The 22,683-nt window shown below is 59.4% G+C and carries 16 protein-coding genes and 4 pseudogenes; 16 read left to right on the forward strand and 4 right to left on the reverse strand.

What is annotated here, in order from left to right; all coding sequences use genetic code 11:
• From ACYJRZ_RS30820 to cysG, 4 genes and pseudogenes are all read left to right on the forward strand, one after another.
• Nucleotides 1-826: pseudogene (locus tag ACYJRZ_RS30820) on the forward strand (nitrite reductase large subunit); the annotation flags it as partial.
• 10 nt (nt 827-836) lie between these two features.
• Complete coding sequence (nirD, locus tag ACYJRZ_RS30825) at nt 837-1,181, forward strand: nitrite reductase small subunit NirD (protein ID WP_459465172.1); 345 nt, start codon at nt 837-839, stop codon at nt 1,179-1,181.
• On the forward strand, nt 1,181-3,838 hold the full coding sequence (locus tag ACYJRZ_RS30830; RefSeq protein WP_459465202.1) for a nitrate reductase: 2,658 nt from the start codon (nt 1,181-1,183) through the stop codon (nt 3,836-3,838). Before nirD ends, ACYJRZ_RS30830 begins: the two co-directional genes overlap by 1 nt.
• Nucleotides 3,810-5,309, forward strand: a complete 1,500-nt coding sequence (cysG, locus tag ACYJRZ_RS30835) for a siroheme synthase CysG (protein WP_459465174.1) — start codon at nt 3,810-3,812, stop codon at nt 5,307-5,309. The genes ACYJRZ_RS30830 and cysG overlap by 29 nt, the downstream gene beginning before the upstream one ends.
• A gap of 188 nt (nt 5,310-5,497) precedes the next feature.
• Here cysG and ACYJRZ_RS30840 read toward each other — a convergent pair.
• A pseudogene (locus ACYJRZ_RS30840) lies at nt 5,498-5,804 on the reverse strand (IS630 family transposase); the annotation flags it as partial.
• Nucleotides 5,805-5,839: 35 nt separating this feature from the next.
• Between ACYJRZ_RS30840 and ACYJRZ_RS30845 the strand changes: the two are divergent.
• Nucleotides 5,840-6,049: pseudogene (locus ACYJRZ_RS30845) on the forward strand (IS6 family transposase); the annotation flags it as partial.
• 88 nt (nt 6,050-6,137) lie between these two features.
• Here the strand turns inward: ACYJRZ_RS30845 and ACYJRZ_RS30850 are convergent.
• Entirely contained in the window at nt 6,138-6,944 is an 807-nt protein-coding gene (locus tag ACYJRZ_RS30850; protein WP_459465176.1) for a helix-turn-helix domain-containing protein, read from the reverse strand.
• A 100-nt stretch (nt 6,945-7,044) separates the two neighbouring features.
• Between ACYJRZ_RS30850 and ACYJRZ_RS30855 the strand changes: the two genes are divergently transcribed.
• The 10 genes from ACYJRZ_RS30855 (at nt 7,045) to ACYJRZ_RS30900 (ending at nt 20,320) form a co-directional block, all read left to right on the forward strand.
• Nucleotides 7,045-9,786: a nitrate/nitrite transporter gene (locus tag ACYJRZ_RS30855; protein WP_459465178.1), complete on the forward strand. Its 2,742-nt coding sequence runs from the start codon at nt 7,045-7,047 to the stop codon at nt 9,784-9,786.
• 15 nt (nt 9,787-9,801) lie between these two features.
• Nucleotides 9,802-13,545 carry a nitrate reductase subunit alpha gene (locus ACYJRZ_RS30860; RefSeq protein ID WP_459465180.1) on the forward strand — a complete coding sequence of 1,248 codons (3,744 nt, stop codon included), beginning with the start codon at nt 9,802-9,804 and terminating at the stop codon, nt 13,543-13,545.
• Nucleotides 13,542-15,068, forward strand: coding sequence for a nitrate reductase subunit beta (gene narH, locus ACYJRZ_RS30865; protein ID WP_459465182.1), 1,527 nt, complete (start codon nt 13,542-13,544; stop codon nt 15,066-15,068). Before ACYJRZ_RS30860 ends, narH begins: the two co-directional genes overlap by 4 nt.
• Entirely contained in the window at nt 15,068-15,778 is a 711-nt protein-coding gene (gene narJ, locus ACYJRZ_RS30870) for a nitrate reductase molybdenum cofactor assembly chaperone (RefSeq protein ID WP_459465184.1), read from the forward strand. The genes narH and narJ overlap by 1 nt, the downstream gene beginning before the upstream one ends.
• Before the next feature lie 12 nt (nt 15,779-15,790).
• Nucleotides 15,791-16,522, forward strand: coding sequence for a respiratory nitrate reductase subunit gamma (gene narI / locus ACYJRZ_RS30875; RefSeq protein ID WP_459465186.1), 732 nt, complete (start codon nt 15,791-15,793; stop codon nt 16,520-16,522).
• A 2-nt stretch (nt 16,523-16,524) separates the two neighbouring features.
• The gene (locus ACYJRZ_RS30880) at nt 16,525-17,415 is read left to right on the forward strand and encodes a peptidylprolyl isomerase (RefSeq protein ID WP_459465188.1); all 891 of its coding nucleotides are present in this window, start codon (nt 16,525-16,527) and stop codon (nt 17,413-17,415) included.
• 9 nt (nt 17,416-17,424) lie between these two features.
• Nucleotides 17,425-17,727 (forward strand): hypothetical protein, encoded by a 303-nt coding sequence (locus tag ACYJRZ_RS30885; RefSeq protein WP_459465190.1) that lies wholly within the window; start codon nt 17,425-17,427, stop codon nt 17,725-17,727.
• 172 nt (nt 17,728-17,899) lie between these two features.
• Nucleotides 17,900-18,472: a DUF2478 domain-containing protein gene (locus tag ACYJRZ_RS30890; protein WP_459465192.1), complete on the forward strand. Its 573-nt coding sequence runs from the start codon at nt 17,900-17,902 to the stop codon at nt 18,470-18,472.
• Complete coding sequence (locus tag ACYJRZ_RS30895) at nt 18,469-18,945, forward strand: hypothetical protein (RefSeq protein WP_459465194.1); 477 nt, start codon at nt 18,469-18,471, stop codon at nt 18,943-18,945. Before ACYJRZ_RS30890 ends, ACYJRZ_RS30895 begins: the two co-directional genes overlap by 4 nt.
• Nucleotides 18,946-19,270: 325 nt before the next feature.
• The gene (locus tag ACYJRZ_RS30900) at nt 19,271-20,320 is read left to right on the forward strand and encodes an IS110 family RNA-guided transposase (protein ID WP_459465196.1); all 1,050 of its coding nucleotides are present in this window, start codon (nt 19,271-19,273) and stop codon (nt 20,318-20,320) included.
• Between the two features lie 274 nt (nt 20,321-20,594).
• Here the strand turns inward: ACYJRZ_RS30900 and ACYJRZ_RS30905 are convergent.
• Nucleotides 20,595-21,062 (reverse strand): annotated as a pseudogene (locus tag ACYJRZ_RS30905) (Tn3 family transposase); the annotation flags it as partial.
• Between the two features lie 725 nt (nt 21,063-21,787).
• On the opposite strand from ACYJRZ_RS30905, the gene ACYJRZ_RS30910 reads away from it, so the two are divergent.
• Nucleotides 21,788-22,066 carry a putative quinol monooxygenase gene (locus tag ACYJRZ_RS30910; protein WP_459465198.1) on the forward strand — a complete coding sequence of 93 codons (279 nt, stop codon included), beginning with the start codon at nt 21,788-21,790 and terminating at the stop codon, nt 22,064-22,066.
• 130 nt (nt 22,067-22,196) lie between these two features.
• Here ACYJRZ_RS30910 and ACYJRZ_RS30915 read toward each other — a convergent pair.
• Nucleotides 22,197-22,683, reverse strand: a 487-nt coding sequence (locus ACYJRZ_RS30915) for a response regulator (protein ID WP_459465200.1), incomplete at its 5' end; no start/stop codon positions are given.

Raw genomic sequence — 22,683 nt, forward strand, 5'->3', positions numbered from 1 at the left:
TGACTACCAATCGCGCTTCATCAATGAACGCGTACATGCCAACATCCAGAAGGACGGCTCCTATTCGGTCGTGCCGCGCATGTGGGGCGGCGTCACCAGCTCGAACGAGTTGCGGGCGATTGCCGATGTCGTCGACAAGTTCGAAATCCCGATGGTGAAGGTGACCGGCGGCCAGCGCATCGACCTGCTCGGCATACAGAAGGAGGATTTGCCCGCCGTCTGGGCCGATCTCGGCAAGGCCGGCTTCATCTCGGGCCAAGCCTATGCCAAGGGCCTGCGCACAGTGAAGACATGCGTCGGCTCCGACTGGTGCCGCTTCGGTACGCAAGACTCGACCGGGCTTGGCATCCGCATCGAGAAATTCATGTGGGGCTCCTGGACGCCGGCAAAGCTCAAGATGGCGGTCTCCGGCTGTCCACGCAATTGCGCCGAAGCGACCTGCAAGGACATCGGCGTCATCTGCGTGGACAGCGGCTTCGAAATCCATTTCGCCGGTGCGGCCGGTCTCGACATCAAGGGCACAGAGGTTCTCGGCCTCGTCAAGACCGAGGACGAGGCGCTCGAGCATATCGTCGCGTTGACGCAGATGTATCGCGAACAGGCCCGCTATCTCGAACGCATCTATAAGTGGGCCAAGCGTATCGGCCTCGACGAGATCCGCCGCCAGATCATGCAGGATCACGAGAAGCGCGGGGCATATTACGAGCGTTTCGTTTTCAGCCAGAAGTTCGCACAGATCGATCCCTGGTCGGAGCGTGTCTCCGGCAAGGACAAGCATGAGTTCAAGCCGATGGCGACTGTCGGCTTCCCGCAGGCCGCCGAGTGAGGAGATTGATATGAACTGGCCAAAGGAAACCTGGCATGCAATCGGCGATATCTCGGACATTCCACTGCGTGGTGCACGCTGCGTAAAAACCCCGCAGGGCAAGATTGCCGTGTTTCGTACGGCTGAAAACGAGGTCTTCGCCATCGAGGATCATTGCCCGCATAAAGGCGGCCCGCTCTCCCAGGGCATCGTTCACGGGAAAGCCGTGACCTGCCCGCTCCACAACTGGGTGATCTCGCTCGAAACCGGCAAGGCGCTCGGCGCCGACCAGGGCGAGGTACGGACCATTCCCGTCCGCAACGAAGATGGCGCGCTGTCTATCGCGCTCGAAAGCCTGATGATGGCGGCCGAATGATGGAAACCGAGGTCAAGACAACCTGCCCGTATTGCGGCGTCGGTTGCGGCGTCATCGCGAAGGTCGGCGACGACGGGAGGGTCTCCGTCAAAGGCGATCCTGACCACCCCTCCAATTTTGGACGCCTGTGCTCCAAGGGGTCGGCGCTTGCTGAGACGATCGATCTCGACGGGCGCGTGCTTCATCCCGAAATTGCCGGCCAAAGGGCAAGCTGGGACGAGGCGCTCGATCTGGTTGCAAAACGTCTCAGTGAGACGATTGCCGAACATGGACCCGATTCCATTGCCTTCTATGTCTCCGGCCAATTGCTGACAGAGGATTATTACGTCGCCAACAAGCTGATGAAAGGCTTCATCGGCTCGGGCAATATCGACACCAATTCCAGGCTCTGCATGTCATCCTCGGTTGCCGGCCACCGCCGCGCCTTCGGCTCGGACACAGTGCCGGGCACCTACGAGGATATCGAGCTTGCCGACCTCGTCATTCTCACGGGGTCCAATCTCGCCTGGTGCCATCCGGTCATCTATCAGCGGCTGGCAGCGGCGAAGGCGGCACGGCCGGCGATGAAGATCGTTGTCATCGATCCGCGCCGGACCATGACCTGCGATATCGCCGATTTGCATCTGGCGATCCGGCCGGATGGCGACGTCGCTCTTTTCCTCGGCCTGTTCGAGCATCTGATCACAAGCAACACCATCGACCAGAATTACATTGCCGAACACACCGCCGGCTTTGCCGAGGCTTTCGCCGCCGCCAGCTCTCTATCGTTCAACCGGGTGCTTGAGCTGACCGGCTTGCCCGCCATGCAGCTTCGCGAATTTTACCGGCTGTTTGCCCAAACCGAGAAGGTCGTCACCTGCTACAGCCAGGGCGTCAACCAATCTTCAACCGGCACCGACAAGGTCAACGCGATCATCAATTGCCATCTCGCGACCGGCCGCATCGGTCGGCCGGGCATGGGACCGTTCTCGCTGACCGGCCAACCGAACGCCATGGGTGGCCGCGAGGTCGGTGGCCTTGCCAACATGCTTGCCGCTCACATGGCGATCGACAGTGCTGGGGATCGCGACAGGGTGCAGCGCTTCTGGCGGTCGCCACGGATCGCCGCCAAGCCGGGGTTGAAAGCGGTCGACATGTTTCGCGCCGTCGCCGACCGCCGCATCAAGGCGCTGTGGATCATGGCGACCAATCCGGTCGTCTCCATGCCGGACGCCGATGCCGTCGAGGCGGCCATCAAGGCCTGTCCCTTCGTCGTCGTCTCCGATGTCCTACGCGAGACGGACACGACGCGGCATGCGCATGTGCTGTTGCCCTCGCTCGGTTGGGGCGAGAAGGACGGCACCGTCACCAATTCCGAGCGTCGGATCTCGAGGCAGCGGCAATTTCTGGCAGCGCCGGGCGAAGCCGGACCCGATTGGTGGCAGATGGCCGAGGTCGGTCGCCGCATGGGATTTTCCGAGGCCTTCTGCTTTCAAACGAACGCAGAGATATTCGCCGAGCATGCAGGCCTCTCCGGCTTTGAAAACGAGGGCAGCCGCGATTTCGACATCGGCGCTTATGACGCGATCGCGCCGGAGGAGTATGGCGCGCTCCAGCCTTTCCAGTGGCCGCAACCTGCCGGAACGGCGCCGAAGGTCACGCGCTTCTTTGCAAATGGCGGATTCTATCATCCCGATCGCAAGGCACGCTTCGTCGCCATCAAGCCGCCGGTGAACGATCGAACCGACAACCGCTTTCCGCTCACCCTCAATACCGGCCGCGTTCGCGATCACTGGCATACCATGACCCGTACCGGCAAAAGCGCGCGGCTATCGGCCCATATTGCCGAACCCTTCGCCGAGATCCATCCGCGTGACGCGATCGAGATCGGGGTTGCTGAAGCCGGCCTCGTCGAGATCGAAAGCCCGCATGGCAGGGTGATCGTCCGCGCGCTGTTGACCGAGCGGCAAGCACGCGGCAGCCTTTTCGTGCCGATGCATTGGAATGACAGCTTTGCCGCCAAAGCCCGGATCGACGCGGTGGTCGCTCCGGTCACGGACCCGATTTCCGGCCAGCCGGCTTCGAAGAATGTTGCAGTCCGCGCGCGCCGCTTCCCGGCGGCGCATTATTGCTTCGCCGTCTCCGCCACAAAGCCGCACAAGCTCGACTGCGCCTATTGGGCGCTTGCCAAGGCCGATGGCGGCTGGCGGACCGAACTTGCCTTCGATACGGCGCCGGACGACTGGATCGGCTGGTGCCGCTCGACATTCGATATACCAGCCGATCGCGAGCCGCTCGGCTATGCCGATGAGGCTTCCGGAGATCTGCGCCTTGCCTTCTTCGACGGCGAGCGGCTGCTTGCAGCTCTCTTCGTCGCCCGGCAGCCGGTTGCCGTGGCACGAAGCTGGGCGATCGCACAACTCTCAACATCGCATGGAGATCTCAGGAAACGGTTCGCTCTCATTGCCGGCAGACCGGGCGCCGATACCATCGATGCCGGCGCGACGGTCTGCTCCTGCTTCAGCGTCGGCATCAATCAGATCGTCGCGGCCATCCGCGACGGCTGCCACAGCGTCGAGGCAGTGGGAAAACAGCTCAATGCCGGGACCAACTGCGGCTCCTGCCGTGCCGAAATCAGGGGGATCATCGATGGATGTTTTGCGGCTGCCGCGGAATGACGTGCCCGCCCGAATGGAGCCGGTTGCCAAGCTGCCGGTGTTCTGGGCGCTTGAAGGCAAACGAGCGATCGTTGCCGGCGGTTCGGATGCGGCGGCCTGGAAGGCGGAGCTTCTCGCCGCTTGCGGTGCGCAGGTGCATGTCTATGCAGACGAGCTTTCCGATACGTTCAAAAAACTGGTCCTGCGCGGCGCCGAACGTCCGCAAGCCGGCTTTACCTATCATCGAGCGCTGTGGAACGAGGCGAGCTTTGCAGGCGCGGCTCTTGCCATCGCCGACTGCGAGGAAGACGGCGAGGCACAGGCTTTTTTCGAGGCAGCCCGCGTGACCGGCGTGCCGGTCAATGTCATAGACAAGCCCGCCTTCTGCCAGTTCCAGTTTGGCTCGATCGTCAACCGCTCACCGGTCATCGTGTCGATTTCGACCGATGGAGCAGCCCCCATTCTCGCTCAAGCGATCCGCCGGCGGATCGAGACGCTGCTGCCGCGATCGTTGAAAGGCTGGGCAGCCCTGGCACAGTCATTGCGGGAAATCGTCAATGAACGGCTGGCGCCCGGGCCGCTTCGTCGTGCCTTCTGGGAGCGTTTTGTCGATCGCGCTTTTTCGGGTTCGGATACGCCGGAGGAGGGCGTCGGCGGGCAGCTTCTCGAGGAAGCCGAGCGGCTTCGGGAAGCGCCCGCCCACTCGACCGGCGGTCGCGTCACGCTTGTCGGAGCAGGTCCCGGCGACGCGGAGCTTCTCACGCTGAAGGCCGTCCGCGCGTTGCAGGCGGCCGACGTGATCCTCTTCGACGATCTGGTTTCGACAGAGGTCCTGGAGCTTGCACGGCGTGAAGCCAAACGCATGTTGGTTGGCAAGCGCGGTGGCCGCACGAGCTGTCGCCAGGAAGACATCAACGACATGATGGTGAAGCTGGCAAAGGCAGGCAAGCATGTTGTCCGGCTGAAATCCGGCGATCCAATGATCTTCGGTCGCGCTGGCGAGGAGATCGCTCATCTCGACCGGGAAAACATTCCGGTCGATATCGTTCCCGGGATAACGGCTGCGAGCGCCATGGCGTCTCGGCTCGGGATTTCTCTGACGCATCGAGATCACGCGCAGTCCGTTCGTCTCGTGACCGGGCATTCCCGCCACGGCGGTCTGCCCGCCGACATCGATTGGGGTTCCACTGCTGATCCGCACACGACGACCGTATTCTACATGGCCGGCAGGACGGCGCCTCTGATTGCGGAACGGTTGCTCAAGGAAGGCTTGTCCCCTGAGACACCGGTCATCATCATCAGTGACGTCAGCAGGCCAACAGAGCGCGATTGGCGCGGAACGCTTGTCGAGATACCAAGTGGGATCGCGAACATCGGTTATGATAATCCGGTGCTCATCGCAGTCGGAGCCGCACTCGCGGCACGTCAAAATCTGCTTGGTGGCGTGATCGTCACGAAAGGGGACGAGCGCCTCAACCTGGCAGTTGGCTAAGCCGCGGGCGCGACCGGGGTTCTATGGGTATTGAATGGTACCCATCCAAGGAAAAAGCATCGCAAGACTGTGTTGACGCAGTAGCTGCGGGGGACGAGGACGAAAGCAGCACGGATTCAGGTTTCGAAAGAGGTGACGATCGAGTTCGAGACCTGCCGGGTTTACCAGCCGAGCGGTGCAATTGGGTGACGATGAAACGGCTGCGCTTCTTCATGACGTATCCCAATGACGCCTCTGACCGCCAGTTCGTCCTTGAGACCATGCAGGCTGATTTGCGGGCTCTGCGCAATCCGCTCGGCTATGAAAGCGCGATGCGGTTCCAAAAGGCGTTTGCGATGCCGTCCCATCTGACCGGGCGCGACCGAACCGCTGCGACCACTTCACGACAGAGGAGACCGAGACACCAAACCGCACCGCCACCGAGCGGCAGCTCTCTCCCGCCGTTACAGCGCCAACGACACGTTCTCGCAGATCATTCGAAAGAGGTGCGACCATCGATGCTGTCGTTTGGCATTAAATGCCAAACGACAGCTGAGAATTCTCATCTTCCCCTTCGGCGATGAGAAAGGCGCATGATGCGCTCCAAGTCGACGCGGCAATGCCAGCGCTTCGTCTCAACCCACAGCCAGATCGCCAATCTTTTCTATCTTCATCGAAAGCAACTGACTGCCGTCGATCATCGCCAACTCCGCGCCCATGCGGTCGCGGACTGCCGAGAAACCTCGTTGTCGATTGAAGCGCGAAATTCGGGCAGAAGCAATTACTGCGTCCAACGTCCGATTAACGGACACCATGATCGATACTAAACATCTCAACTTCAGATGGTGGTTAGGGCACCTGGCCCCCAGTCGCTGGCGTGAGGTGCTCGCCGTCCATTCCGTCGATGAGCGGGTCGGGTGCGCATTCGGCGGCAAGCTGTACCTTATCGAGAATTGCGATCGTTTGACCTTCGACGCTTATACCTGATTTCTCCAAACTCGACAGTGCGCGCGAGAACGACTCCCGTGTTATGCCGAGTTCTGATGCGATGAGATGTTTCTCGTAAGGCAACACTACCTGATGAGGCGTGCCTTGTCGCTGGGACAAAGCCAAGATGTAGCATCCGACGCGCTGCGTCGAGGATCGCAGTTTCAGGTTTTTGATTTGCCTGACCATGCGCCGGAATTGTTGCGCCAGACTGCCGATGACCGCATGCGCCAGCAAAGGCTCTGCCTCGACCGCTGCACGAAACGCTGCCGCATGAATCAGCAAGAAGCGAGAGAACTCCGGTACCCGCGCCTGCATAAGATAAGGCGCATCTGCAACGACAGGAATTATAAGATCAGGGGCGCGTACAACTTCGATCAAGACTTCTCGACCTTCGGCGGAGCGCCCAAATAATTGGGCCGATCCGGAGAGAACAATCAGTTGGAAGTTCGGCACCTCACCCTGCTCGAACAGGATGGTGCCAGTAGCTACGCTATGCACAATGGCATTTCGCAGCAAGTCGGTACGCTTTGCCTCAGATAGTGCCCGAAATAGCGGCAAGGCATCCGGTACCACTTCTTTACTCGTCATTAGATCCAACCGATCTTTTCTCCGATTGAGGCCCTCAATCACCACCTTATCGTCTGTGACAATTATCACGTCCGTCATTGACTTTGATCAATGCCGCAAAGCGCTGGCTTCAGCAGTTTAGTTTCCGGCGAACACGAATCCACTCGCCGATGCTCGCTATCGAGGGGGACAATCCATTATGCAACCAACTGCATATCCGAAATCAGGTCAAATTCTAGGTGCGAGTACGGTAGCGTTCACGGTCTGCTTCGCGGTCTGGACCATCTTCTCGATCATAGGTATCCGTATCCGCGAAGAGCTCGGTCTCAGCGAAACACAGTTCGGTTTGCTTGTTGGGACGCCGATACTCGCGGGATCGTTGTTGAGGCTCGCGCTGGGCATCTGGACGGATCTCTATGGCGGCCGGGTCGTTTTCACGGCAAACATGTTGGCTGCAGCGGCTGCCACATTTCTGCTCTCCTATGCCCATACCTACCCTCAGATGCTGCTTGCCGCGCTGGGCGTCGGTATCGCCGGCGGCTCCTTCGCAGTCGGCGTCGCCTATGTAGCGCGCTGGTATCCGGCGGAAAAACAGGGAACGGCGCTCGGTATCTTCGGCGCGGGCAATGTCGGCGCCGCCATCACCAAGTTCCTAGCTCCTTTCGTGCTCGTCGCCTTCGGGTGGCAGGCTGTGGCACAGGTCTGGGCGTTAGGCCTCGTCCTTATGGCCGTCGTCTTCTGGTTCACGACAAGCGATGATCCAGTTCTTGTCGAACGCAGGCGGTCCGGGATCAAGCCGAAGAGCGCCTGGCTTGAACTCGAGCCCTTGAAGAATGTACAGATCTGGCGTTTCGCTCTCTACTATTTCTTTGTCTTTGGCGCCTTTGTCGCGCTCGCGCTGTGGCTGCCGCAATATCTCATGAACGTCTACGGCCTCGACATCAAGACCGCCGGCATGATCGCAGCCTTCTTCTCGGTGCCGGCAAGCCTCTTTCGCGCCTATGGCGGGCACCTCTCGGACAGCTTTGGCGCACGGCGCGTGCTCTACTGGACTTTCCTGGTCTCGGTCGCGGCGACTTTCATCCTGTCTTATCCCCCGACTGACTATGTGGTCCACAGTGTCAAGGGTTCGACTGCCTTCCACCTTGAGATGAGTCTCGTCGGCTTTATCATTACGATCTTCGTCCTCGGCTTCTTCATGGCCCTGGGCAAGGCTGCCGTCTACAAGCACATTCCGGCCTATTATCCGGATCATGTCGGTGCCGTCGGCGGGCTGGTCGGGATGATCGGTGGTCTCGGCGGCTTCGTGCTTCCGATTCTCTTCGGTGTTCTGCTCGACTTCACCGGTCTTTGGACCAGCTGCTTCATGGCGCTGTTCCTGCTGGTCTCGGTGGCTCTCATCTGGATGCATACGGCCATCCGTCAGATGGAGCGTGGTGCCACGGAAAAGACCCTCGCTGCGCTGCCGCCCTTCCCGGAAATGCAGGGCATGCCGACGCCGAAGATCGAGCCTCGCCGCAGCGATGCCGTGCTCACAAACTGGCGTCCGGAAGACCCGGCCTTCTGGGCGGAAAAGGGTAGGCGCATCGCGCGGCGCAATCTCTGGCTCTCGATCCCGGCGCTGCTTCTTTCCTTTGCTATCTGGCAGGTCTGGTCTGTGGTCGTCGCGAAGCTGCCGCTCGTCGGCTATACGTTCACCACCGATCAGCTTTTCTGGCTGGCTGCACTTCCCGGCATTTCCGGTGCGACCTTCCGGATTTTCTATTCCTTCATGGTGCCGATTTTCGGCGGGCGGCTGTGGACGACGCTCACGACCTGGTCGTTGATCATTCCTGCAGTAGGCATCGGTTTTGCGGTGCAGAACCCGAATACGCCCTATATCGTCTTTCTTCTTCTTGCCCTGCTTTGCGGCTTCGGCGGCGGCAACTTCGCTTCGTCGATGTCCAATATTTCCTTCTTCTTTCCAAAGTCGGAAAAGGGCAATGCGCTGGCCCTCAATGCCGGTCTCGGCAATCTCGGCGTGAGCGTCGTCCAGTTCGTCGTTCCGCTGGTCATTACCGCCGGCATCTTCGGCTGGCTTGGCGGCGATCCGGTGATGACGAAAGCAGCGACCGGCAGCGCACCGCTCTGGCTGCAGAATGCCGGCTTCTTCTTCGTGCCCTTCATCGCGATCTCAGCTTTCGCCTCCTGGTTCGGGATGAACGACATCGCTTCGGCAAAGGCATCCTTCGCTGAGCAGGCGGTCATCTTCCAGCGCCGGCACAACTGGATAATGTGCTGGCTCTATACCGGAACCTTCGGCTCCTTCATTGGCTACTCGGCGGGCTTTCCGCTGCTTGCCAAGACGCTGTTTCCCGATGTCAACGCGCTGCAGTTCGCCTTCCTTGGCCCGCTGGTCGGAGCGCTTTCCCGCTCGGGAACCGGCCGGCTTGCCGACCGCTTCGGTGGCGCGCGGGTCACCTTCTGGGTCTTCGTGCTGATGATGGCTGGTGCCTGCGGCGTCCTCTGGTTCATCGCGACCAAGGATCAACCGGATGCCTTCTGGGGCTTCTTCATCTCCTTCCTCGTGCTCTTCTTCGCGACCGGCGTCGGTAATGCTTCGACCTTCCAGATGATCCCGGCGATCATGGGCAAGGAAATGATCCGGCTGATGCCGGACGCGACGCCCGAAGCCCGCCGTCTGGAGGCGGAAAAGGAATCCGCTGCGATCACCGGCTTTACCTCGGCCATCGCTGCCTTTGGCGCCTTCTTCATTCCGATGGGCTACGGGCTGTCGATCACCTTCACCGGCGGGCCGCAGGCGGCAATCTGGGCCTTCCTTATCTTCTACGTGACCTGCCTCATCCTCACATGGGCTGTCTATACCCGCAAGGGCAGCCTTCTCTACGACGTCGAGCGCAACAAGCGAAATACCACCGGCAAGGCCGCGGCGGCCGAGTAAGACCAGGAGAACGACATGTCTCATTTCCTCGACCGACTCACTTTCTTTCGAAAGAATGTCGGCCAGTTTTCCAACGGCCACGGCATCGTCACCAGCGAGGATCGCTCCTGGGAGGACGGTTACCGCAAACGCTGGCAGCACGACAAGATCGTCCGCTCGACCCATGGCGTGAACTGTACGGGTTCCTGCTCGTGGAAGATCTATGTGAAGGGCAGCATCGTCACCTGGGAGACGCAGCAGACGGACTATCCGCGTACGCGGCCGGACCTGCCGAACCATGAACCGCGCGGCTGTTCGCGGGGCGCCTCCTATAGCTGGTATCTTTATTCCGGCGCGCGCGTGAAATATCCGATGATCCGGGGGCGGCTCCTGAAGCTCTGGCGCAAGGCGCGGCAAACCATGTCGCCGGTTGCCGCCTGGGCGTCGATCGTCGAGGATGCCGAAAAGCGCAAGTCCTACATCTCCATTCGCGGCCATGGCGGCTTCGTGCGGGCGAATTGGGACGAGGTGACGGAAATCGTTGCCGCGGCCAATGCCTACACGATCAAGGCGCATGGCCCGGACCGCGTCATCGGCTTCTCGCCGATCCCGGCGATGTCGATGGTCTCCTATGCGGCAGGCGCGCGTTATCTCTCGCTCATCGGCGGCGTATGCATGTCCTTTTACGATTGGTATTGCGACCTGCCGCCGGCAAGCCCGCAAACCTGGGGCGAGCAGACCGATGTGCCGGAGAGCGCTGACTGGTACAATGCCGGCTTTATCATCGTTTGGGGCTCGAACGTGCCGCAGACGCGCACGCCGGATGCGCATTTTTATACCGAGGTCCGCTACAAGGGCACCAAGAGCGCCGTCGTCAGCCCCGACTATGCCGAGGCGACGAAATTCGCCGATATCTGGTTGAACCCGAAGCAGGGAACGGATGCGGCGTTGGCGCTCGCCATGGGCCATGTGATCCTGCGCGAATATTACCTCGAGCGGTCAGTTCCCTATTTCGAGGATTATACCCGCCGTTACACCGATATGCCGTTCCTCGTGCGGCTCGTGGAGCGCGAGGGCCGGCTGGTTCCCGAGCGCCTACTCAGGGCTTCCGAACTGGAAGGCGCGCTTGGCGAAACCAACAATCCGGAATGGAAGACGGTCGCGATCGACGAGAAGACGGGCGAACTCGTCGCTCCTCTCGGCTCCGTTGGCTATCGCTGGGGAGAATCGGCCAAGTGGAACCTCGAAGAAAAGGACGGCCACGGCCGTAGCACGTCTCTCAAGCTCTCGCTTGCGGGCGAGGGCGTTGCGATCGAGGCGGTCGATTTTCCCTACTTCGGTGGCCGTGCCACGGAGCATTTCGTGGCGACCGAGCACGGCGAAATCCTCACCCGCAATGTTCCAGTTCGGACGATATCAGGCACCGATGGCGCTCCCATCAAGGTCGCGACCGTCTATGATCTGATGATGGCGAACTACGGTCTCGATCGCGGCTTCGGCGGTGCGAATGTTGCCCGCGACTACGACGAGAATGTGCCGTTTACGCCCGCCTGGGCCGAGCACATCACCGGCGTCAAGCGTGACGCGATCATCACCGTCGCCCGTGAATTCGCCACCAACGCCGAGAAGACCAATGGCCGCTCGATGATCATCATCGGCGCCGGCATGAACCATTGGTACAACATGGACATGAACTACCGCGGCGTGATCAACCTCCTCGTCTTCTGCGGAGCGATTGGTCAGTCCGGCGGCGGCTGGTCCCATTATGTCGGGCAGGAGAAACTGCGACCGCAGACCGGCTGGACACCGCTTGCCTTCGGGCTCGACTGGTCTCGTCCGCCGCGCCACCAAAACTCGACGTCGTTCTTCTATGCGCATACCGATCAGTGGCGTTACGAGACGCTGACGGCGGCCGAAATCCTGTCACCGACGGCACCCGAGGGTGATTGGGAAAGCAGTTTCATCGACTACAATGTCCGCGCCGAGCGCATGGGCTGGCTGCCGTCGGCCCCGCAGTTGAAGGTCAATCCACTCTCGATTGCGGAAAAAGCGAAGGCGTCCGGCCTGGAGCCGAAGGATTATGTCGCGAAGGCGCTGAAATCTGGCGAGCTCGAGCTTTCATGCGAGGACCCGGATGATCCGGCCAACTGGCCGCGCAATATGTTCGTCTGGCGTTCGAACCTGCTCGGCTCCTCCGGAAAGGGGCACGAATACTTCCTGAAGCACCTGCTCGGCACCGAAAACGGCGTCATGGGCAAGGATCTCGGACCGGAAGGAGCTGTCCGCAACAAGGAAGTCGTCTGGCACGACGAAGCGCCGCGCGGCAAGCTAGATCTTTTGGTGACGCTGGATTTCCGCATGTCGACCACATGCGTCTACTCCGACATCGTCTTGCCGACTGCCACCTGGTACGAGAAGAACGACCTCAATACCTCAGATATGCATCCTTTCATCCATCCGCTGTCGGCGGCGGTCGATCCGGCCTGGGAAGCACGTTCCGATTGGGACATCTACAAGGGTATCGCCGAGGCCTTTTCGCGGGTCGCTCCGGAAGTGCTTGGTGTCGAGCAGGACGTCGTGCTGACGCCAATTCAGCACGACACCGCCGGAGAAATGGCGCAGCCCTTCGATGTCAAGGATTGGAAACGTGGTGAGATCGAGCCGATTCCCGGCCGCAGCATGCCATCGGTCGCAGTCGTCGAGCGTGATTATCCGAACATTCATGCCCGCTTTACCGCACTCGGACCGCTGATGACCTCGATCGGCAATGGCGGCAAGGGCATCAACTGGAAGACTGAGCATGAAGTGGCAGCGCTGGCAGCGTTGAACGGCGTGCATCGGGACGGTGCGGCAAAGGGCCTTGCGAAAATCGAGACCGACATCGATGCCGCAGAGGTCATTCTGATGCTTGCGCCGGAGACCAATGGCGAAGTGGCGGTGAAGGCCTGGGAAGCCCTGTCGAAGGCGACCGGCCGCGACCACGCGCATCTCGCCCTTCCCAAGGAAGACGAGAAGATCCGCTATCGCGATATCCAGGCGCAGCCGCGCAAGATCATCTCGTCTCCCACCTGGTCGGGCATCGAGAGCGAGAAGGTCTGCTACAATGCCGGCTATACCAACGTCCATGAGCTGATCCCCTGGCGTACGCTCACAGGCCGCCAGCAGCTCTATCAGGATCATCTTTGGATGCGGGCGTTCGGCGAAGGTCTCGTCACCTGGAAGCCGCCCGTCGACTTAAAGACGATCGGCGTGGTCAAGGATCGCCATCCGAACGGCAACAAGGAAATCGTCCTCAATTTTCTGACGCCGCATCAGAAGTGGGGCATCCATTCCACCTATACCGACAATCTCCTGATGCTGACCCTGAACCGGGGCGGTCCGGTCATCTGGATTTCTGAGACGGATGCGAAATCGGCGGGCATCGTCGACAACGACTGGGTCGAAGTCTTCAACGCCAATGGCGCGCTGACGGCCCGTGCCGTTGTTTCGCAGCGCATCAAGCCGGGCATGGTAATGATGTATCACGCCCAGGAGAAGATCATTAACACTCCCGGCTCGGAACTGACCGGCAACCGCGGAGGCATTCATAATTCGGTGACCCGCACGGTCCTGAAGCCGACCCATATGATCGGCGGCTATGCCCAGCTTGCCTACGGCTTCAACTATTACGGCACCGTCGGCTCAAACCGAGATGAGTTCGTCGTCGTGCGCAAGATGTCCAAGGTGGATTGGCTGGAAGAGCCGCTTGCAACCAATGCTCAGAAGGAGGCTGCAGAATGAAGATCCGTGCCCAGATTGCGATGGTTCTCAATCTCGATAAATGCATTGGCTGCCATACCTGTTCGGTCACCTGTAAGAATGTCTGGACCAGTCGCGAGGGCGTCGAATATGCCTGGTTCAACAATGTCGAGACCAAGCCCGGCGTCGGCTATCCCCGCGAATGGGAAAACCAGGAGAAATGGAACGGCGGCTGGCGGCGCAAGCGGAACGGCAAGATCGAGCCGAAGATCGGTGCGAAATGGCGCATCCTTGCCAATATCTTCGCCAATCCGGACCTGCCGGAGATCGACGACTATTACGAACCCTTCACTTTCGATTATGACCATCTGCATACGGCGAAGGAATCGAAGGCCTTTCCGACCGCACGCCCGCGGTCGCTGATTTCAGGCGAGCGCATCGAGAAGATCGAATGGGGTCCGAACTGGGAGGAAATTCTTGGAGGCGAGTTCGAGAAGCGTTCCAAGGATGTGAATTTCGAGGGTATCGAGAAGGAAATCTACGGCCAGTTCGAAAATACCTTCATGATGTACTTGCCGCGGCTGTGCGAGCACTGCCTCAATCCGGCTTGCGCTGCCGTCTGTCCCTCGGGCGCGATCTACAAGCGCGAGGAGGACGGGATCGTGCTCATCGACCAGGATAAGTGCCGCGGCTGGCGCATGTGTGTTTCCGGCTGCCCTTACAAGAAGATCTATTACAACTGGTCATCCGGTAAGTCGGAAAAGTGCATCTTCTGCTATCCTCGCATCGAGGCCGGCCAGCCGACCGTCTGCTCGGAAACCTGTGTCGGGCGTATTCGCTATCTCGGCGTGCTGCTTTACGATGCCGACCGCATCGAGGCGGCCGCAAGCGCACCGGACGAGAAGGATCTCTATCAGGCTCAGCTCGATCTCTTCCTCGACCCGAAGGATCCGAAGGTGATAGCCCAGGCACGCGCCGACGGCGTGCCGGAGGCATGGCTTGAGGCCGCCGTTGTTTCGCCGATCTGGAAGATGGCGATGGACTGGAAGGTCGCCTTCCCGCTGCATCCCGAATATCGCACCCTGCCGATGGTCTGGTATGTGCCGCCGCTGTCGCCGATCCAATCGGCGGCGTCCGCCGGCAAGATGGGCCTGAACGGCGATATGCCGGACGTTCGTTCGCTGCGCATTCCGCTTCAATATCTCGCCAACCTGCTGACCGCAGGCAATGAGGAGCCGGTCGCGCTGGCGCTGGAGCGCATGCTTGCCATGCGCGGCTACATGCGTGCCAAGTCCATCGACGGCCGTATCGACGAACGTATTGCCCAGAATGTCGGGCTCACCGGAGCCGATATCGAGGACATGTACCAGATCATGGCGATCGCCAACTACGAGGACCGCTTCGTCATCCCGACGGCGCATCGCGAATGGAGCGAGGACGCCTACGACCTGCGCGGTTCCTGCGGCTTCTCCTTTGGCAACAGCTGTTCCGGTGGCTCAAGCGAAACCAATCTCTTCGGCACGAAGCCGCAGAAGAAGGCCAAGAACCCGATGGAGATCGGATAATGACCGAGAGACATTCCGTTCTTACCTTCCGCGCACTATCCGCACTCCTGACCTATCCGTCAGAGGAACTCTGCGCCGCCGTGCCGGAGATCGAAGAGGCGATCGCCGCGGAGAAACTCATGCCGACTTCCGTCATGTCGTCGCTTCGCCCGCTTCTTAATGATCTTGCATCGCTCGATCTCTTCGAGCTGCAGGAACGTTATGTCGAGCTATTCGACAGGAGCCGGCGCCTTTCGCTGCATCTCTTTGAGCACGTGCATGGAGAAAGCCGCGACCGCGGCCAGGCCATGGTCGATCTTGCCGCCCTTTACGAGAAGGACGGATTGGAGCTCCACGCCAATGAACTCCCGGATTATCTGCCGCTCTTCCTCGAATATCTGTCGACGAAGGAGCTTGGCGAAGCGCTCAACCTTCTCTCGGAGACTGCTCATATCCTGGGCGCGCTTGAAGAGCGCCTGGTCTCAAGGGCTTCTCCCTATGCGGCCGTATTGACGGCCATTCGCGTCGTGGCGGGCGTCTCGCTCGATGCGTCCGGCGAAGCGGATCTCTCCGAGGGAGGGGCAGCCGATCTCGCCGCGCTCGACGCGGAATGGGAAGAAACGACCGTCACCTTCGGTCCGGGGAGCGGCGCCATGGATGGCTGTTCCACCGAACGGCTTCAAACCCGACTGCGGGCCGCACATCGCGATGTGCGCAGCAACGTCCATTGAAGGAGGAAGATCATGTCCGAGACGATCAATTCCGCACTCTTCGGCTGGTATCCCTATTTCTGCCTCACTGTCTTCCTGCTTGGCAGCCTGATCCGCTTCGATCGCGAGCAATATACCTGGAAGACCGGTTCCTCGCAGCTGCTGCGGCGCAAGCAGCTGCGTTGGGGTTCCAATCTCTTTCATATCGGCATTCTGGTGATCTTCATCGGCCATGCCGGCGGATTGCTGACGCCGATTGCGATTTTCGATGCGCTTGGGATCCCGCACAGTTTCAAGCAGGGGCTTGCGATCGTCGTCGGTGGTGTTGCCGGCATCGCCTGCTTCATCGGCATCACGCTTCTTGCCCATCGTCGTTTCTTCGATCCGCGCATCCGGGCAACATCGGGCTTCGGGGATATGGCGATCCTGCTCGTTCTGTGGCTGCAGCTGACGCTTGGCCTTTCCACCATCTTCGTCTCGCTTCACCACATCGACGGTCATGAGATGGTGAAGTTCATGAACTGGGCACAGGGTATTTTGACGCTGCAGCCGGCTGCTGCTGTCTACGTCGCGGACGTGCATCCCATCTTCAAGATGCACCTGTTGCTCGGCATGACGATCTTCCTGCTGTTTCCGTTCACCCGTCTGGTCCATGTCTGGAGTGCACCGATCTGGTATCTCGGGCGACCCGGCTATCAGGTGGTGCGGAGCCGCTTCGATCGAGAGCGCCATCCCTCGCGTTCCTACAGGCGTCCGGGGGAGTGACCATGGTTTCCATCATCATCGATCGTACCGTCACACAGCCTCACGACGAGCACGAGCACCGGCATGACCACCAGCCAACTCGGGCGGCCGGGGCAGGCGTCATGCCGCCGGTCAGCGTCAATGGCGTGCCGATCTCCCGCAAGGACATCGCCGCTGAGACCCAGAATTTCCCCGCCGACAATCCGGGTGCTGCGTGGCATGCTGCGACGCGGGCGCTTATTGTTCGCCATCTGCTTTTGGCAGAGGCGCAGCGTCTGGGCATCCTCATCGAGCCACAGGCCGATGCCGAGGGGCGCGTCGAAACCGACGAAGACGCACTGCTGCGTGCGCTCCTCGAGTGGGAAGTACAGACGCCTGCGGCGGACGACGAGGTGCTGCGCCGTTTCTATGACAATAACCGCAAGCGTTTCGCATCGCCGCCGCTTTTCGAGGCGGATCATATCCTGATTGCCGCGCGGCGGCAGGATGCCGACGCCTTCACCGAGGCGCGGGAGCGGGTGGCCTCCCTTGCCGGCGTTCTCGGCCGTGAGCCGGAGCGCTTTGCCGAATTGGCCAGAGACTGTTCCGACTGTCCCTCCCGCGAGGTCGGCGGCAGTCTCGGGCAGATCAGCCAGGGAGATACGACGCCGGAATTCGAAGCAGCCTTGATCGCGCTTGCCGTTGGCGAGATTTCGGCGCCCGTCGAAAGCCGCTATGGGGTTCATCTCATCCGCCTCGTTCGTAAGATCGAGGGTTCGCTCCTGCCGTTCGAGGCGGTTAGGACGCAGATCGCCGAATACCTCGAAGAACATGTCCGCCGGCAGGCGACGGCGCAGTATATTTCGCTGCTCGTTGGCCGAGCCGACATCCGGGGGATCACACTTCAGGGTGCCGCGACACCTCTGGTACAGTGAGGAGAAACCATGTTCGGTGCGCTACTGGCAAGCCTCGATAATCCCCAAACCGTTGAAAGGCTGATCGATGCTCTTGGTATGGAAGGGCTGGCTGAACGGCTCGAAAACGCGGCGGCTGCAGAAGCGATGGAGCCGGCAAGCTACTTTGCAGCGATCGTCCGCTCGTTCATGGAAACGGCATCTGACGATCATTTCATGCAACTGATTGGGATCATGAACCGCTCCGAGGATCCGGGCCTTGCCGCGGTTCGCGCCATCCTGAACAAGGTGTTGCCGGAGGAAGCTTGCCGTGACGCTCGCGCTACCGCATGACAGATGTTTCCCTGCACATGTCAGGATGGCGCCCTCCTACGCAGCCGGTCATAGGGCGGTGAAACTTGCCCGACTGCTCAGATCAAGGCGCCGCATGCCCTCCCGCCCTCTCGGTGAAGGCGCTTGAAGCGCACCCCTATCCCAATGAATGCCAATCCGAAGGAAACCTCCGATGAGCCTCGATCGTTTCAGCTACCCCATCACCGCGATCGTCTATTCGAAAGGTTCAGATTTCGAGAGATTTCTGCGCGAGCTCACAAAGACGATGATGGACGAGGGCATGCGCCTTGCCGGTCTTATCCAGCTTAGCGAGCCGCGTCCTGATCGCGTCAAATGCGATCTGTATCTTAGAGATCTTACGACCGATAAGCTCTATGGAATAAGCGAGGATCGCGGACCAGAAGCCCGCGGATGCGTCCTCGATACCGATCGATTGCTCGTGGCATGCGAGGCCGCGGAAGAGAAGCTCTCCGACAAAACCGATCTTCTGGTGCTCTGCAAGTTCGGCAAGACTGAGGTGGAGGGCGGTGGCTTCCGATCGCTGATCGCCCGGGCAATGGAACTTTCGGTTCCGGTTTTGATCGGCGTTCCAGAGATCAATCTTGTACCGTTTCGGGAGTTCGCGGCCGGATTTGCCAAAGAAATCGCGCTACCGGATCTTGCCGGCAATTGGTTGACGCTGCAAAGCGTCCGCGCTCGCGCCATCGATGGCAGGAATGACGGTCGTCACGTGGGGGGCGAATGATGGATGACATCGTGGTCGCCCGTGCTCTGCATGTGCTTGCCGTCATTCATTGGATCGGCGGACTGAGCTTCGTGACGCTGGTCATATTGCCGCTCGTCAGATCGGATCGGGTCAGTGCTGACGCACAGATACTGTTCGAAAGGGTTGAACGGCATTTCTCGGCACAGGTTCGCATCTCTGTACCGGTTGCCGGCATAACGGGCCTCTGGATGACCTACAGGATGGAGCTCGGGGACCGCTTCGCCGATCCGAACTTCTGGTGGATGTCGGCAATGTTTGGCATGTGGCTGATCTTCATGCTTATGCTGTTTGTGATCGAGCCGCTTTTCCACGCGAAATTCCAGCGGGACGCTCAGAAGGACTCGCGGGCAGCCTTCCGTCGCATAAGCCGCCTGCACGAACTTCTTCTTCTGCTTGCGGTCGTGACGGCATTCGGCGCTGTTGCCGGAGCTCATGGGCTTGTTTTCTTCTAATGTGCCCATTCGAGGATGCTGACGGCTCCCCATTTCCGATCTCGTTTGAAAAAAGCTCGGCAATCGTCGAATGCAAATCGATGTGAAGCGGACCCGACGGTGCCCTCGGGGACAGAACCCAACATATTGACTTACTTATGCAATTTCGCGCCAAAGCGGAGTTAAGGTCGGCGCGGCGGTAGCTCACTTAATTTCCTAATTTTTAATGCGTTCCCAAATAGTTGGGGCCAGAACAAGAGCAGTGCGAAATCGATGGGATGGAAGGCTCCCGCTCCGCCGGTGCTAGGATGGCATCGGTTAGGATGGACAAACCGGGAGCGTTCGAATGAAAGAGATTTCTACCGTAGGCATCGATATAGCGAAATCGGTGTTCCAGGTTCATGCGATTGATGTCGATGGCAATGTAGTTGTGCGGCGACAATTACGTCGCCAACAGATGCTGAAATTCTTCGCGCAGGTTCCGCCTTGCCTCATCGGTATCGAGGCTTGTGGGACCGCCCATTACTGGGCGCGACAACTTTCGGCCTTCGGGCATGACGTGCGGCTGATGCCGCCGGCCTATGTGAAGCCCTACGTGAAAAGGCAGAAAAACGACGCCGCGGACGCTGAGGCGATCTGTGAAGCAGTGACGCGACCGACAATGCGTTTCGTGCCGGTGAAGTCCGTAGAGCAGCAGTCAGCGGCGATGTTGCACCGTTCAAGAGCTCTGCTCATCAAGCAACGCACGATGCTTCTGCACTCCATCCGTGCCCATCTTGCCGAGCTTGGCATTTCGATTGGTGTCGGAATTGCTCAGATGGCACGCATTGTCCGCGAACTTGCTCAAGGTGAGCGATCAGATCTCCCGGAGCTTGCTCGGTTCGTCCTTGAGGCGCTGGCGAAGTTAGTTTGCGACCTGGCGCAACGTCTTCAGGCAATCGAAAAGAAGTTAATCTCCTGGCATTACAAAAATGACCTATCGAACCGACTGGAAACCATACCTGGCGTGGGGTTTGTCACAGCGTCGGCCCTGTCGTCGATTGTTCCCGATCCGCAGGCTTTCAAGTCAGGGAGACATTTTGCCGCCTGGCTCGGCTTAGTGCCGCGGCAGAACCCCTCCGGAGGCAAGGCGCGGCTTGGCCACATCAGCAAGCAAGGAAATCCATATATCCGGCAATTATTAGTGCTCGGCGCAACCTCTGTTTTACGCTACATTCGTCGCGACGGAGGTAGTGGCACAGGATGGATCGTTGGCTTGTTGAGACGTCGGCCGCCAAAGGTCGCAGCCGTCGCACTTGCCAACAAGATGGCTCGCATCGCGTGGTCGATCATGACCCGAGGTGGCGAATATGAGGAAATCAACGATCTGAGAGCGGTTCAGCCCGTAAATAGCTGAGGCCGTTCGAAGTTTGAGGCGAAAGAGGTAAGTGAAGGCAGCAACTCGATCCCGATGGATCAGCCGAACCCGTTTAGCGTAGCGGACATAAAAGTCCGTCTAATCGATTGGGGGCACGATCCTGGCGGAACCCTTCAAGGCCAGCAGTCGAAAGAAGGGCTGCATCGAAGGCCGGACACACGACTGCACTCGAGACGCGCTGCATAACGAAGCCATTTTCCCTCAACGCGGGAGCCTTCCACACACGTACGCTAAGGGCGAACGGAATGAGAACTTATGCGACCCGCTGCAGCCCAGCTGGCAAACGGAGCGATCGAAATCCGTTCGGCATCTGATGTTCCGCATCCCAGGTGTAGATGCCGGTAAGGTTGATATGCTCCCAACTAAGCGGCGAGATGTGCTTCAACAGAGTATCAGGAATATCTCGACCCGCTCGCTTCAGCTGTGTGATCGCGCGGTCAAGATAGACTGTATTCCAGTGCACGATCGCACTGACGACGAGGTTGAGACCAGAGGCGCGGAACGCTTGGCTTTCGAACGATCGGTCGCGGATCTCGCCTGGCTCGTGGAAGAAAACAGCGCGTTTCAGCTTATGGGCGGCCTCGCCCTTGTTGAGACCGGCTTGGCATCTCCGCCGTAGTGCCGGGCTTGAGTACCATTCGATCATGAAGAGCGACCTTTCGATACGGCCAAGTTCGCGGAGCGCCCTCGCGAGATGGCTTTGCTTTGGAGAATCTCGAAAACTATGTTGAGGACGTGAGCGGCCACAAAATCCTTTACGTACCCCAACGATGTGTCGCGGCAGTAATCTCCGGGGCAAAGTCTTCGCCCCAGACGAAAGATGCTCTTAAGGATCCGGCAGAAGAAATCCGCGCCGACTTCTATGTCGGAAAAATAGGATGCAGCTATCCGACACCTTATCTGATGACAGGCGAAGGTCGTGCCAGAGTGTTTGCGGATGGGGAGATAGCATCTCCGATTGCGGAATGTGCAGAATGCGTGGAGCCGCTGAGAGACAAGCGCGAGCTGTGTCCATGGTGTTCTATTGATGACGCCCAACGATTAGAGGCCGCCTCAAACAATTCTTTCAGGATCCTTGATCATCTAGGGTTACTTCAGGAATATGTCGAAGGATATTCCGCGAGGCCACGTAAGCCCTACAAGTAAGCTGATGATCGATCGCCGGGTGGACTTTCTGCGACACTCTCACCAAACAGATCGACATTCGGCAACAACATCATCAATCTTTTCAGTGCCTTAGTGACATAAGATCTGCCGGGTCGTCGGTTCAGATCCTTTCAAGAGCGTTGATCCGCGACCTTTATTTCCAACCATGCCGAGGGGTTCGCTATCCTACATTAAGCCGAGCTGGCCTATGGACTTCTTTATTTACCTGATCGCGAAACATCCGGCGGCTGAACGTGGTATAGCAGGTTGCGGCACGATCAGGTGCCCATGGAGATGGTCATGACCAAATTCGCACTCTACGTTCCGATTGAAGCAAAACCCGGCAAGGAACAGGAGGTCGCCGATTTCCTGAGATCAGCCATACCTCTCGTCAACGCGGAGCCGGGCACGATTTCCTGGTATGCGATACAGGAAGGCCCAAGCTCGTTTGCAATCTTCGATACGTTCGACGATGAGGACGGAAGGGACGCCCACCTAAATGGCCAGGTCGCTGCGGCTTTGATGGCGAAGGCCGCCGAAGGCGACTTATTCGCCAAGCCACCACAGATCCACAAGTGATCCATTATCGCAGATAAGCGGTCGTAAGTGTCGGGCTGTTGTCGCGGTCATTCGTGGCGGCGCTCTTCTTCGCCGGAGAAGGCAGAAAGATTGAGCGTCCCAGCCGATCCCTTCAGTTCAGTCTGAAGCCTTATTGGCCGATCCCTTTCGTGGCAGCATCGTTAAGAAGAGTGGTCAATGCTGTGACGAGCTGGGCATGGACAAAAGGCTTCTGAAGCAAGACGCTATTGGGAACGCCCTGGGCTGCCCAGTCTTGGGCGCTGTCGCCAGTCACATAGATGACCGGCATGACTGGCTGCAGTTCCCGAGCTCGCCGCGCCAAATCCCAACCGTTTGCCTCTCCTGGCATCCTGATATCGGTTAAAACGGCGCAAAAACGGGCCGAGTCGTCCTCCAATGCAAGGATAGCCTCGTCCGCATTCGATAGGGCGAGATGCTCGAAGCCCGCATCCCTGACGACGTCTTCGAGATCAACTTTGATAAGGAATTCATCTTCAGCGATAAGAACAAGCAGCTGACGCCCATCTCCGCTGGTGATTTTCTGGGATTTCTCGGCCATGAGCGAGTCCTGCACATGCAGGCGGGAGCTCTTAGCCCTCAGCCGCCAGCGCCTACGA

The organism is Rhizobium sp. No.120, from assembly GCF_054558365.1.

Excerpts from the sequence above, each read along its gene's own strand:
- nirD (WP_459465172.1), top strand. The coding sequence starts at position 837 with ATGAACTGGCCAAAGGAAACCTGGCATGCAATCGGCGATATCTCGGAC.
- ACYJRZ_RS30830 (WP_459465202.1), top strand. The coding sequence starts at position 1,181 with ATGGAAACCGAGGTCAAGACAACCTGCCCGTATTGCGGCGTCGGTTGC.
- cysG (WP_459465174.1), top strand. The coding sequence starts at position 3,810 with ATGGATGTTTTGCGGCTGCCGCGGAATGACGTGCCCGCCCGAATGGAG.
- ACYJRZ_RS30850 (WP_459465176.1), bottom strand. The coding sequence starts at position 6,944 with ATGACGGACGTGATAATTGTCACAGACGATAAGGTGGTGATTGAGGGC.
- ACYJRZ_RS30855 (WP_459465178.1), top strand. The coding sequence starts at position 7,045 with ATGCAACCAACTGCATATCCGAAATCAGGTCAAATTCTAGGTGCGAGT.
- ACYJRZ_RS30860 (WP_459465180.1), top strand. The coding sequence starts at position 9,802 with ATGTCTCATTTCCTCGACCGACTCACTTTCTTTCGAAAGAATGTCGGC.
- narH (WP_459465182.1), top strand. The coding sequence starts at position 13,542 with ATGAAGATCCGTGCCCAGATTGCGATGGTTCTCAATCTCGATAAATGC.
- narJ (WP_459465184.1), top strand. The coding sequence starts at position 15,068 with ATGACCGAGAGACATTCCGTTCTTACCTTCCGCGCACTATCCGCACTC.
- narI (WP_459465186.1), top strand. The coding sequence starts at position 15,791 with ATGTCCGAGACGATCAATTCCGCACTCTTCGGCTGGTATCCCTATTTC.
- ACYJRZ_RS30880 (WP_459465188.1), top strand. The coding sequence starts at position 16,525 with ATGGTTTCCATCATCATCGATCGTACCGTCACACAGCCTCACGACGAG.
- ACYJRZ_RS30885 (WP_459465190.1), top strand. The coding sequence starts at position 17,425 with ATGTTCGGTGCGCTACTGGCAAGCCTCGATAATCCCCAAACCGTTGAA.
- ACYJRZ_RS30890 (WP_459465192.1), top strand. The coding sequence starts at position 17,900 with ATGAGCCTCGATCGTTTCAGCTACCCCATCACCGCGATCGTCTATTCG.
- ACYJRZ_RS30895 (WP_459465194.1), top strand. The coding sequence starts at position 18,469 with ATGATGGATGACATCGTGGTCGCCCGTGCTCTGCATGTGCTTGCCGTC.
- ACYJRZ_RS30900 (WP_459465196.1), top strand. The coding sequence starts at position 19,271 with ATGAAAGAGATTTCTACCGTAGGCATCGATATAGCGAAATCGGTGTTC.
- ACYJRZ_RS30910 (WP_459465198.1), top strand. The coding sequence starts at position 21,788 with ATGACCAAATTCGCACTCTACGTTCCGATTGAAGCAAAACCCGGCAAG.